The sequence below is a fragment of the Burkholderia pseudomultivorans genome, from assembly GCF_902499075.1.
Taxonomy (GTDB): domain Bacteria; phylum Pseudomonadota; class Gammaproteobacteria; order Burkholderiales; family Burkholderiaceae; genus Burkholderia; species Burkholderia pseudomultivorans.
Genome location: NZ_CABVPP010000006.1, coordinates 130,028 through 142,069, shown reverse-complemented (window position 1 = coordinate 142,069; position 12,042 = coordinate 130,028). Strand labels below are relative to the sequence as shown.

Annotated in this window: 12 protein-coding genes; 4 read left to right on the top strand and 8 right to left on the bottom strand. The window is 69.8% G+C overall.

The features are described from left to right. Positions 1-123: 123 nt before the first annotated feature. From BST28156_RS07130 to BST28156_RS07105, 6 genes are all read right to left on the bottom strand, one after another. Positions 124-420, bottom strand: a complete 297-nt coding sequence (locus BST28156_RS07130; RefSeq protein ID WP_174901856.1) for a DUF4148 domain-containing protein — start codon at positions 418-420, stop codon at positions 124-126. A 293-nt stretch (positions 421-713) separates the two neighbouring features. Beyond that, entirely contained in the window at positions 714-971 is a 258-nt protein-coding gene (locus BST28156_RS07125) for a hypothetical protein (protein ID WP_060237505.1), read from the bottom strand. A 9-nt stretch (positions 972-980) separates the two neighbouring features. Further along, positions 981-1,862 carry a helix-turn-helix domain-containing protein gene (locus BST28156_RS07120; RefSeq protein WP_060237509.1) on the bottom strand — a complete coding sequence of 294 codons (882 nt, stop codon included), beginning with the start codon at positions 1,860-1,862 and terminating at the stop codon, positions 981-983. A gap of 36 nt (positions 1,863-1,898) precedes the next feature. After that, positions 1,899-2,456, bottom strand: coding sequence for a carboxymuconolactone decarboxylase family protein (locus BST28156_RS07115; RefSeq protein ID WP_174901855.1), 558 nt, complete (start codon positions 2,454-2,456; stop codon positions 1,899-1,901). A gap of 213 nt (positions 2,457-2,669) precedes the next feature. Continuing rightward, positions 2,670-4,358 carry a purple acid phosphatase family protein gene (locus BST28156_RS07110; protein ID WP_174901854.1) on the bottom strand — a complete coding sequence of 563 codons (1,689 nt, stop codon included), beginning with the start codon at positions 4,356-4,358 and terminating at the stop codon, positions 2,670-2,672. A 210-nt stretch (positions 4,359-4,568) separates the two neighbouring features. Next, positions 4,569-5,762 (bottom strand): tyrosine-type recombinase/integrase, encoded by a 1,194-nt coding sequence (locus BST28156_RS07105; protein ID WP_174901853.1) that lies wholly within the window; start codon positions 5,760-5,762, stop codon positions 4,569-4,571. A gap of 374 nt (positions 5,763-6,136) precedes the next feature. Here BST28156_RS07105 and BST28156_RS07100 point away from each other — a divergent pair, with 374 nt between their 5' ends. Beyond that, positions 6,137-6,517, top strand: a complete 381-nt coding sequence (locus tag BST28156_RS07100; protein WP_174901852.1) for a DUF4377 domain-containing protein — start codon at positions 6,137-6,139, stop codon at positions 6,515-6,517. 13 nt (positions 6,518-6,530) lie between these two features. Here BST28156_RS07100 and BST28156_RS07095 read toward each other — a convergent pair whose 3' ends face one another. Beyond that, on the bottom strand, positions 6,531-7,919 hold the full coding sequence (locus BST28156_RS07095) for a DHA2 family efflux MFS transporter permease subunit (protein WP_174901851.1): 1,389 nt from the start codon (positions 7,917-7,919) through the stop codon (positions 6,531-6,533). A 152-nt stretch (positions 7,920-8,071) separates the two neighbouring features. On the opposite strand from BST28156_RS07095, the gene BST28156_RS07090 reads away from it, so the two are divergent. Beyond that, a complete protein-coding gene (locus BST28156_RS07090; RefSeq protein WP_060237528.1) occupies positions 8,072-8,935 on the top strand; it encodes a LysR family transcriptional regulator in 864 nt (287 codons plus the stop codon). Positions 8,936-8,966: 31 nt separating this feature from the next. On the opposite strand, the gene BST28156_RS07085 is transcribed toward BST28156_RS07090, so the two are convergent. Next, complete coding sequence (locus tag BST28156_RS07085) at positions 8,967-9,317, bottom strand: VOC family protein (protein WP_060239008.1); 351 nt, start codon at positions 9,315-9,317, stop codon at positions 8,967-8,969. A 259-nt stretch (positions 9,318-9,576) separates the two neighbouring features. Here BST28156_RS07085 and BST28156_RS07080 point away from each other — a divergent pair, with 259 nt between their 5' ends. Together BST28156_RS07080 and BST28156_RS07075 are read left to right on the top strand one after the other, a co-directional pair. Beyond that, complete coding sequence (locus tag BST28156_RS07080; RefSeq protein ID WP_060239011.1) at positions 9,577-10,716, top strand: LLM class flavin-dependent oxidoreductase; 1,140 nt, start codon at positions 9,577-9,579, stop codon at positions 10,714-10,716. A 129-nt stretch (positions 10,717-10,845) separates the two neighbouring features. Then, a complete protein-coding gene (locus tag BST28156_RS07075) occupies positions 10,846-12,039 on the top strand; it encodes an acyl-CoA dehydrogenase family protein (protein ID WP_174901850.1) in 1,194 nt (397 codons plus the stop codon). Positions 12,040-12,042 lie beyond the last annotated feature (3 nt).

Here is a 12,042-nt window from a genome sequence, read left to right as displayed (position 1 = left end):
CGGTTGCAGGCGTTCGCCGGCGCGCGGGCAGTCCGGCCGCGGCGCAAATGCAACGAGCCCGTCGCGGGACGGGCTCGTTGCGGGGCAGGCCCGCTGCGCGTGACGCGCGCAGCGGCGGCAGGCTTAGTGGCCGAAGTAGACCGAGTCGCGCGGGTTCTGCACCTTCGCGGCGGGCGCACCGCCCTGGACGACCGGGGCCGGCTGCGCGCCGTAGCCGCTGTTGTCGCCGGCGACGCGGGCTTGTGCGGCCTGGATGTCGGCCGGGTAGTACGGGCTCGACTGGCTCGGCTTGTAGCCGGCTTGTTCGAGCTGGACCAGTTCGTTGCGCACTTGCGCGCGGGTCACGTTGCTTTGGGCGAACGCGCCGGCCGAAGCGGACAGGGCGGTGGCAGCGACGACTGCATAAACGAGCGATTTCATGATGACCTCCGATGTTTGTATTGGCTTTCCGCGTTCGACACCATGTCGTCAGCGGTTGATTACATCGTAGGCTTCGACGGACCTAGGGTAAACGTGGATTTCGGCGAAAGATCGTTGCCGCCGAGGCAATAATTTCGGGATAAACGCGGTCCGTCCCCGTTTCTGCTTGCAGGGGATGCAAGGAATCGGCGAGAACCGGCGGCGGGCAGCGCGTCGCGCACGGACCGGCGTACGGCGGCGCGTGCGGCGTGCCGGCGGGGAAAACCGGGAGGCAGAGCCGGGAGACGGGTGGCTCAGACCCCGTCGTCGTCGATTTCCTTGCGCTCGCGGCGCTCTTCGTTGCCGCGGCGCGCGCGCAGGCGCTGGCGCGACAGCACCGCGATCACTTGCTGGGTCGGGGCGCCGGACGGGATTTCGTTGCGGATGCGGTCGGGCACCATCGGCAGGCCCGCGCGCTGCCGGCGCAGCGCCTTTGCGATCGCACGGCGGCAGTCGTCGCCGTGGCAGTCCCATTCGTCGCGGATTCGGTGGCAGTAACGGCATTGTTCCATCCGGACAGTCTAACGCGTCTTGCGCGGCGGTACCGCGCGCGCGCCCCGGCCGCCGGCCGCCGGTCCGGCCACGAACCGCCGGTGGCGCGCTTCGGTGTCGTCGTCGGCCGGGAACAGGCACTCCAGGCGCAGTTCCTGCGCCGCCGCGTGTTGCGGCGCGCCGACCGTCGTGACCATCGAGAAGTAGCGCAGCACGACGCCGTCGCCGATGAAGCCGATCGGAATCACGGGCATCGCGGGCGACGCGGCCGGTCGGGGCGGCGTATTCCAGTCGCGCGGCACGTCCGGATAGGCGAGCAGTTCGTCGAGCAGGCGCCGCGTGCCGGCATCGACCGCGTAGCCGACCGATTCGCGGTGCACGCGCTGCAGCAGGCTTCGCGCGACCGTGTCCCAGTCGTCGACGAACGGGCGCATGCGGCGCGGATCGAAGATCAGGTGCAGCATGTTGCGCGGTCCGCCGCCGGCAGCCATGTCGACGAAGCGGCCGAAGAAGCGAGGGGCGGCGCCGTTGGTCATCAGCACGTTCCAGTAGCGGTCCAGGACGATCGCGGGAAACGGCTCGTGCTGGCGCAGGACGCGCTCCAGCGCCCGAACGACGCACTGCATGTCCTGCGCATCCCACGGCGCTTCCGAATAGACGGGCGCATAGCCGGCCGCCAGCAGCAGCGCGTTGCGCTCGCGCAGCGGCACGTCGAGCGTCTGCGCGAGCGTAAGCAGCGTGTCGCGGCCCGGCACGCTGCGTCCGCTTTCGATGAAGCTGATCTGACGCTGCGAGATGCCTGCGTCGAGCGACAGATCGAGCTGGCTGACGCCGCGCAGGTCGCGCCAGTAGCGCAGCAGATTGCCGAGGCCGTCGGACGGCGCTGTCGGGTCGGGACGGGCTGCATTCATCGGCGTTGCCTGTCGAGGGGGATACGTGACGTGAATTTACGCCGTCGGCGCATGCCACGCGAATGCATCGAACGGCGCTTCGAGCGGCGGGCGCGTCACGCCGGCGGTGTAGTTCGTGATCGTCGAGGCCGCGACGACGGCGACCACCTCCAGTATCTGCTCGGCGCTGAATCCTGCGTCGGCGAAGCGATTCCGGTCCGCTTCGGTTACGCGGCCGCGCTTTTCGATCAGCGTGCGGGCCAGCGCCGACAGCGCGGACAATTGCGCATCGCCGGGCAGCGCGCCGTGCCGGATCGCGTCGACGTCGGCGCGCGACACGCCGGCGGTCAGCGCGAGCGCGGTATGGAACGCGGCTGGCCATTCGCTGGCGTTGGTGACCGCGTTGGTCAGCAGCAGCGTCTGGATCTGCGGCTCGGTCAGGCTGCTCGAATGAACTTGCTCGAACAGGCCGATGAAGCCGTTGATCAGCACCGGCGAGCCGGCCATCGTGGCGGCAATGTTCGGGATCGTGCCGAACGTCTGGCGCAGCCGCGCGAGTACGGGGCGCGATTGCACGGGCGCCGATTCGGGCGTGTGGACGGGATAGCGGGACATGATGTCTCCAGGACGGCGGGCGTCGCCGGAATGGCGGCGCGACAGTCGCAGAGTAGGCGCGCGGGCGTCGTGCGCCAATTACATCGCATGTCATCGCCGGGCGGCGCCCCGTCCGGCGTCGCGCTGCCGAATGGGGCGCAGCGGGCGCGTATCGGCATTCCGCCGACACGGATTCGACCCGCCGCGCATTGCGCGCGGCAGGCGTCCGTCACGTCACCGTTCGCGCCGCTTCTTGCTCAGCTCGACCGTCTCGAACAGTTCGTACTGCGCGGTCGGATGCTGATCCGCGCCCGGCGCGTGGTAGTAGCGCATCGTGATCGTCGTCTGCCCGCCCGGCTTGCCCGGATCGTGATCGAACACCGCGATGCCGTAGCCGGTGCCCGTATCGCGGCGCGCAGACCAGATCGCGTCCTCGAGCGCGTCGGCCGGCTGGCGCACGAACGTGTTCGTCGCCGTGCCCGGCACCGGCCGGTTCGGCTTCGTGAAGATCTTCGCCTGCGCGTTGCCGGTGGCCGGGTTCTCGCCGTACACGTCGAGCGGCGCGCTGGTGCCGCCGCCGCCGAGAATCAGGTGGATCGTGCCGTGGCTCGTGTCGAACTGCGTGCGACCGGGATCGGTCGGCCCGACCGGACGCGGCTGCAGCGTCTCGACCACTTCGCCGGTCGCCGCGTCGACGCCGGCGCGGTGATTGCAGCCGCGCACCGGATAGCTGCGCTCGTAGTCGTGATCGTGCCCGCACAGCACGAGGTCGACGCCGTAGCGGTCGAACAGCGGCAGCCATGCTTCGCGAATGCCCTTGTCCGAGCCGTTGCCCGTCTTCGACGAGCTCAGCGCGTCCTGGTGCATCTGCACGACGATCCAGTCGATATCGTCGTCGTGCGCCGCGTGGCGCAGCGTGCGTTCGAGCCAGCGCGTCTGCTCGCCGTTGCTGTAGCCGCGCACGTAGAACGACGTGCCGGGTGCGATCGGCGGCCGCCCGGTGCTCGCGGCCGGCACGAGCGGGTCGGGCCCGGCGACGAACGCGGCCGCGTCCTGGTACACGACATCGTCCGCGTCGAGCGAGACGAACAGCACCGAGCTGACGCGGAAGCTGTACCAGCGGCCCGGAAAACGCGTGCCGTTCTCGGGCAGCGTATAGCGCGCGAGATACGAGTCGAGCCCCTGCGGGCCGTTGTTGAACTCGATTTCGTGATTGCCGGGGCATGGCATCCACGGGCGATTCGCGGCCGACGCCTGGTTGTTGTTGCTGAAATCGCGCCACACCTCGGGCTGGTGCGCGGGGTTCAGGTTCGCGTAGCAGAGGTCGCCGTTCAGCAGGTGGAACAGCGGCTGGAACTGCTCGACGGCCTGCACCGCGAAGCGGCTCTGCGGCGACGACAGCACCCATGCGCCGTTCGGCGTCGCGAGGTCGCCGTAGCTCGTGAAGCGGAACGGCGCGCGGCCGCGCGGCGCGGTCGTGAAGGTCGCGGCAAACGGCTGCGCGGCGTTGCCGTCGTTGTCGGCCGTGAGTTCGTAGCGGTAGCGGGTATTCGGCTTCAGGCCGTGCACGCGCGCGTGATAGGTGAACACCGTCTCGCCGTTGAGGCCGTCCGTGTAGATGCGCTGCACGCCGTGCACGGTGCGCGGCGGTTCGCCGTCCGCGACGATGCGCGCGCGCGGATTGACGGCCGCCGCGAGCGACGCCCACGAGATCACGACTTCGGCGCTCGGGTCGTTGCCCCACGTCAGGTGCACCTGTTCGGGCGTGCCGTCCGGATTCGACGCGGCGGCCTTGCCGGCGGCCGCGAGCCCGCCCGCGGCGGTCGCGAGGCCGGACGCGCCGGCGAGTTTCAGGAAGCCGCGGCGCGACACGGAAGCGGCCGGCTCGTTCGGCTGGATGGGGTCGTGGTCCTGGTTCGACATGATCGGGATGTTCGTTGATTGGGACGCGAGGGTGGGGAAACCGCCCGGCATCGCGCGAATGCGCATCCGGCCGCGGCGTGGACCGGAAACGAGCGGGATTCCGGCGATGCCCATTGTCGGCAGGCAGTTTTGCCGCGATGTGACAGTTCAGCGGCGGTCGGCGCAACGCGGACTATCCGCCTATCGCCGAACCCTGCCGCGCCCGGCCGTTCACCACCCGATTCGGTGCTTCTCCTCGGTTTCGCGATGGCGCCAGTCGTCGTCCGCATGCAGATACTGGCTCGTCGTCGTGAGCGACGCGTGCCCGAGGTTATCGCGCACGAGCCGCAGGTCGACGCGTCCGTCGGCCATGTGCGAACCCGCGCTGTGGCGCAGCCAGTGCGCGGACGCCTGTTCGAGCACGCACGCCTGTTGCGCGCCGGCTTCGCCTTGCGCGCGCAGCCGCTCCGCAGCGAGCGCGAACACCTGCTTGACGATCCGGTGCAGCGCCGCGCGCGTGAGCGGTTTGCGCGTGCGGCCGACCGGCAGCACGAGCGGCGTGTCCTCGCCGTCGGCCGGCAATGCGGCGAGACCGTGCGCGCGGCGATAGCGCGCGAGTTCGGCCATCATCTCGTCGGTAGCCGGCACGAGGCGCTGCCGGCCGCCTTTGCCGGTCACGTCGAGCCACCAGCGTTCGCGCCCGGTCGCATCGCGCCGGCAGAAGAACCGGCCCATCGTCGTATCGGCCGCTTCGCTGATGCGCAAGCCGCCGAGATACAGCAGCGTGAACAGCCAGCGTGCGCGGTCCGCGTGAATGCACGCGCGCGCATCGTCGCGCGGCATCGCGGCGATCGCGTCCTTCACCGACTGCCACAGCGGCGCGCCGAGATGGCGCGTGACGCGCGGCGCGGGCCGCCGTTGCCGCTGGCGCGACAGCGCGAGCGGATTGCCGGCCAGATAACCGGCCTGCACGAGCCACGAGAACATCACGTTCAGGATCACCATCGCCTGCCGCTGGCTGGCCGCCGACAGCGGCCCGTAGAACGGCCGCCAGCGCGGATCGCCGCGCGGATGCTTGCGGCCGCCGTTCGCGCACCACAGCTCGGCGGGCGCAGGCGCGAGCAGGAACTGCCGGTAGACGAGGAGATCCTCGTGCGTGAGCGACGACAGCGGCTTGCCGCATCCGATCAGCGCCCATAACAGCAGGCGCTCGGCTTCCTTGCGATAGTTCTGGAACGTGGTCGGCGTATCGACGAAGCGCGCGAGCCACGCGCGCACCGCGTCGAGATCGTTGCGCGCGGCGATCTGCGCGTGCGCGCCTGTCGCGCGGTTCGTGCCGGCGCGCCCGTCGAGCGCGGCCGGCACGATCAGCGTATCGATCGGCAGCGGGCGCAGCACGGTGTCGGGTGGAGCGGGTGGCGTCATGCGGGGCAGGGACGCGGCGGCTGTCGCGGCCGGTCGAGGTCGTCGACGACCGGACCGGCGACGCCGCGCGATGAAACGTATCGGGACGGAAGCGCCGATGGTACACGATGGGGGGCCGGGACTGGCGATCCGCGATGCGTCGACGGCGGAACGATGCGAGGCGGCGATCGACGGGTGCGCCGGGCATGCGGATGCGCATGCGCGTCCGGACCGCCGGCGGCGGCGCGCGCACCCGCACCGGCGTACGGTAGCGTGCCGGCGCGCGCGGGACATCCTGCGAATGGGGGGCGGCGCGTTTTCTGTAAGCCGTTTGTGAACTTTCGCGGCGAGCGGCTCGTCTAATCGCCCCGCCAACGCTTTCGAAGGAACCTCAGATGATGCGCAAGACCCGAACGCTGCTCGGCGCCGCCGTCATGGCAGGCGGCGCGCTGCTGGCCGGATGCCAGACCAACGCGGCCGCGACCGACGCCCACGTGGCGCGCCCGTCCGATGCCCGGCCCGTGACGAAGACCGTTTACGTCGCGCCGCAGCCGGTGCGCTGCACCGGCGTCGCGCCGATGGCGTGCATGCAGGTGCGCAGCAGCCCGAACGAACCGTGGAGCCTCTGGTACGCGGGTATCGAGGGCTTCGCGTACCAGCCGGGCTACCAGTACACGCTCGAGATCGACGAATACCGCGTCGCGCAGCCGCCGGCCGACGGTTCGTCGATCCGCTGGGTGCTCAAGCGCGTCGTCGAGCGCCGCCCGGCGAACTGACGGGCGGGCGCGGCTATGCGGACGGTTGCGACACCGCCGGGCGTGCCGGCGCCGCCGTATCGATGCGCCGGAACACGAGCGACGACAGCAGCGTGACCGCGCCCATGCAGACGAACGACAGCATGAAGCCGCTCGCCGTCGATCCGCACAGCGCGGCGAACAGGTTGATCAGGCCACCGCCGATCGACACGCCGAGGCCCATCGCGAGCATCTGCATCATCGTAAACAGGCTGTTGCCGCTCGCGGCATCGGCATGCGACAGGCCCTTGAGCGTCACGCTGTTCATCGCGGCGAACTGCATCGAATTGGCCGCGCCGAACACCACCAGCAGCGCGATCTCCAGCGCCGGCGCGGGCCGCGCCGACACCAGCGCGAACCCCGCGATCGCGCCGCCGACGATTCCCGTATTCACGACCAGAAACGCCGCATAGCCGAAGCGCTTCACGAGCGGCGCGATCCAGCGCTTCGCGATCACGCCCGCGATCGCGGCCGGCAGCATCATCAGCCCCGATTGCAGCGGCGTGTAGCCGAGCTGCACCTGCATCAGCAGCGGCAGCATGAACGGCAGCGCGCTCGTGCCGATTCGGCACAGCAGGTTGCCGAGCAGCCCCGAACCGAAATTCGGCTCGCGGAACAGCCCGAGCCGGAACAGCGGCTGCGCGCGGCGCCGCGCGTGGGGCAGGTAGGCGAGCGCGCTCGCCAGCCCGACGGCGGCCAGCCCGGCCGACCACGCGCCGCGATGCGCGGGCATCGGCGGGTCGATCGCGAGCGACAGCGCGGCCATCGCGACCGACAGCAGCGCACAGCCGACGAAGTCGAACCGCGGCGGCTGCGTCGCCTGGTCGTGCGGCAGGTAGCGCTGCACCGCGACGAGGCCGATCGCGCCGACCGGCACGTTGACGATAAATACCCAATGCCACGAAATCGCCTGCGTAAGCCAGCCGCCGAGCGTCGGCCCGACGATCGGCCCGAGCTGCGCGGCGATCGACACGAACGCGAGCGCCGACACGTACTGTTCGCCCGGCACGCGTCGCAGCACGGCGAGCCGTCCGATCGGCAGCAGCATCGAGCCGCCGATGCCCTGTACCGCGCGCGCGGCCACCAGCTGGCCGAGCGTATGCGATGCCGCACAGCCGACCGACGCGAGCACGAACACGAGGATCGCGAGCGAGAACACGCGGCGCGTGCCGAAGCGATCGGCGAGCCAGCCGGACGCCGGCGTCAGCATCGCCATCGTCAGCGTATAGACGACCACGACGGGCTGCATCGCGAGCGGCGACGCATGCAGCGCTTGCGCGATGGACGGCAGCGCCGTGTTGACGATCGTCGTGTCGAGCGACTGCATGAAGAATGCTGCGGCGACGATCCAGAGCAGCGCGGAGTGTGAGGATTCCCGGGACATGACGAAATTCGTGGTGCGACGGCCGGACCGGCGGCGAGGCGCTTGCGGCGGCCGGCCGATCCTTCAAGCGCTCGATGGTACCGATTCCGCCGGTCATCGGGAAGCTGCCTTAAGGCGTTGACTGTCATCGGTAATGCCGATGACAATGCGGGATGCTCAATCCCGTCTGGCTCAAGACGTTCGCGACCGTCACCAACTGCCGCAGCTTCACCGAAGCGGGGCGGCAGCTCGGGCTCAACCAGTCGAGCGTCAGCGAACACATCCGTCGTCTCGAGGAGAGCGTCGGCCGGCGGCTGTTCGTGCGCGACACGCATTCGATCGCGATGACGGCCGACGGCGAGGCGCTGCTCGTGCATGCGAACGTGATCCTGCAGGCGCTGAACCGCGCCGAATCGCAGTTTCGCAAGCCGCGCCTGAAAGGGCGCGTCAGGCTCGGCGCGCCGGACGACCTCGCGCTCGTCGCGCTGCCGGACGTGCTCGCCGGGTTCCGCGCCGCGCACCCCGACGTCGCGCTGGAAATCACGACCGGCATGACGAGCCGGCTCTACGAACTGCTGGACGCGGGCGCGCTCGACCTGATGATCGGCAAGCGGCGGCTCGGCGAGCGGCGCGGCACGCCGCTGCTGCGCGCGCGGCTCGAGTGGGTCGCGCGGCCCGGCACCGTCGTCGATCTGGAGCGGCCGCTGCCGCTGGTGCTGGTGGCCGAGCCGAGCGTCACGCGCGCGGTCGTGCTGAACGCGCTCGCGGAAAAAGGCATCGGCTGGGAAGTCGTCTGTTCGAGCAGCAGCCAGCCCGGCTGCATCGCGGCGGCGCGTGCGGGGCTCGGGCTCACCGCGACGTCGCACTACCTGTCGACGCGCGGCCTGGCGCCGCTGGTCAACGGCGACGCGCTGCCGGCGCTGCCCGACATCGAATTCATCGCGCTGGCCGCGAAGCGGCTCAGCCAGCCGGCCGGCACGCTGCTCGAATTGCTCGAAGCAAGCGACCTGCGCGCGCCGGGCACGGCCGCCGCGTGACGCGCGCCGTCGCGCGCGCGGCCGGCCTGCGTCACGCGGCGCGCTTCTGCGAAATCACGAGCAGCGCGCCGTTCCTGTCCTCCAGCACCGCGCGGTATTCGTGCGGCCCGGCCTGCACCGGCACGCGCACCGACGCGCCGGCCTTCACGACCCGCGCCATCGCCGCGTAGAGGTCGTCGTCCTCGTCGACGCGCAGCGTCAGCGCCGCACGCTCGACGATCTGCTCGTCGCCGGCGACCAGCGCGATCGTCAGCGGGCCGGCGTCGAGCGCGCAGTAGCGGTCGCCGTCGCGAAACTTCACGCCGAGGCCCAGTCCGTCGACGAACAGCGGCAACGCCGTGTCGATATCGTCGACCGGATACAGCAGCATCGATACCTTCATTTCCGTCTCTCCCTTGTCGTGGTGCGCGACACGCAACGCGCCGCCGTTCGATGCTAGCGCGCCGTGCACGGTGTCACGCAGTCCGATCGGACGACGGTGAAACCCCTCTGTCCCCGCTTGCACGCCGTTACTCCAAACAGACGATGCCTGCACCGGCCCGCACGCCGACACTTCCATCCGTGGACCGTCGCTATTCGTCCGTATCGTGCGGACGGCCTGCGCGACCCCGACTCGTCCAACATACATGGAGACGCACGCAATGAAGTTTTCCCTCATCTACGAAGCCCAGACCACCGACGCGTCGCGCGAGGGCGACCATCGGGTGTTCAAGGAAACGGTCGAGCAGGCGCTGCTCGCCGAGCAGGTCGGGTTCGACACGATCTGGTGCGTCGAGCACACGTCGCTGACCAACTATGCGCACATGAGCGCGCCGGAAACCTTCCTCGCGTACCTGGCCGGCCGCACCACGCGCATCGGGCTGGGTCACGGCGTCGTGTGCCTGCCGCCGGCGATGAACCATCCGATCAAGGTCGCCGAGCGCGTCGCGCTGCTCGACATCCTGTCGGGCGGCCGCGTGCATTTCGGCGTCGGCAAGGGCGGCAGCCAGCAGGAAGCGGGCGCGTTCGGCTACGACCTCAACGAGTTGCAGCCGATGATCGACGAATCGATGTACCTCGTGCCGAAGATGTTCGTGCAGGACGAGATCGAGCACGACGGCACCTACATCAAGATTCCGAAGCGCCCGATCCATCCGAAGCCGCTGCAGGATCCGCATCCGCCGATGTATCTCGCGTGCACGAACACCGACGCGCTGCTGCGCGCGGGCCAGCGCGGGCTGGGCGCGCTGGTGCTCGGCTTCGGCGGCCCGGATGAGGTCGCGAAGAAGAACGCGGTCTATCGCGACGCGTGGGCGAACCGCAAGCCGGAAGACCAGGTCGGCTTCCGCCCGACGCAGCATCTGGCGGCGCTGTGCCCGACGGTCGTGATGGCCGATGGCCAGAAGGCCCGCAAGATCGGCATCCGCGGCCAGCGCTACTTCATGGAGTCGCTCGCTTACTGGTACACGGGCGGCGAGCGTCCGGACCCGGACAAGTGGGGCGACGACCTCGTGCAGGCCGACACCGGCGAGATGGTGATCCGCTCGCGTTTCGCGTCGGAGGAGGTGGTCGTGAACTTCGCCGATCCGGCGCTCGCGATGATGAACCCGAACCATGCGTACGGCACGGTCGACGACTGCATCGGCTATGTCGGCCGCCTGCAGGAAGCCGGCGTCGACGAAGTGCTGTTCCTGTGCCAGATGGGCACGGTGCCGCACGACGCGCAGATGGAGACGATCCGCAATATCGGCGAGCACGTGATTCCGTTCTTCAACAAGGTGAAGGAGCGCGCCTGCGCGTGACGCGACGCTGGCTGTGCCCGTCGTCCCTTCGGACGATGCGGCGCGGTCGTGCGGCGGCGACCATCGAACGCGAGAAACCTCGCTCGCGGCGATGGTCGCGCCGAACCCATTGATCGACAGGAGACACACGTGCATCGCGACAACGATTCCAACGCACTCGCCGCCACGCTGATCGCCCGCGCCGAGGCACTCGCGCCGACGCTCGCCGCCCGCGCCGCGCAAGCCGAAGCGCAGGGCCGCATTCCAGCCGAAACGATCGCCGACATGCAGGCCGCCGGCTTCTTCAAGGTGCTGCAGCCGAAACGCTACGGCGGCCACGAACTCGATCCGCAGACGTTCTTCGACATCCAGATGGCGCTTGCGCGCGGCTGCATGTCGACCGCGTGGGTGTATGGCGTCGTCGGCGTGCACAACTGGCAACTGGCGCTGTTCGACGAGCGCGCGCAACAGGATGTCTGGGGCAAGGACCCGGCGACGCTGATCGCGTCGACCTATATGCCGGTCGGCCGCGTGACGCCGGTCGACGGCGGCTTCCGGCTGTCCGGGCACTGGAAGTTCTCGAGCGGCAGCGAACTGTGCGAATGGGTGTTCCTCGGCGCGCTGGTGCCGCCCGCCGAGGCCGGCCAGCCGCCCGAATACCGCACCTTCCTGCTGCCGAAATCCGATTACCGGATCGAGCAGGACTGGGACGTGCTCGGCCTGCGCGCGACGGGCAGCCACGACATCGTCGTCGACGACGTGTTCGTGCCCGCGTACCGCACGCACAAGGCGATCGACGGGATGATGGGCACCAGCCCCGGCCTCGCGGTCAACGACGCGCCGCTGTTCAAGCTGCCGTTCGCGCAGATCTTCGTGCGCGCGGTATGCACGTCGTGCATCGGCGCGCTGCAGGGCGCGCTCGACGATTTCACGTCGTATGCGGCGACGCGCGTGTCGGCCAACAGCGGCGCGAAGACGACCGACGATCCGGGCGCGCAGAACGCGTGCGCGAACGCGGCGGTCGCGATCGACGAGATGAAGCTGCTGCTCAGGCGCAATTTCGCCGAACTGATGGCGTCGGTTACCGGCGGCCCGGCCGTGTCGATCGAGCGCCGCGTGCATTTCCGCTACCAGTCCGCGCAGGTCGCCGAGCGCTGCGCGCAGGCCGCGAACGCGCTGCTGCGCTATGCGGGCGGCAACGGCATCTATCACCGCAATCCGCTCGTGCGCCGCTTCCTCGACCTGCATGCTGCGCGCGCGCACTACGCGAACAACGTCGACCGCTTCGGCCAGAACCTCGGCGCCGTGATGCTCGGCCGCGAGAACACCGACTACTTCATCTGACGA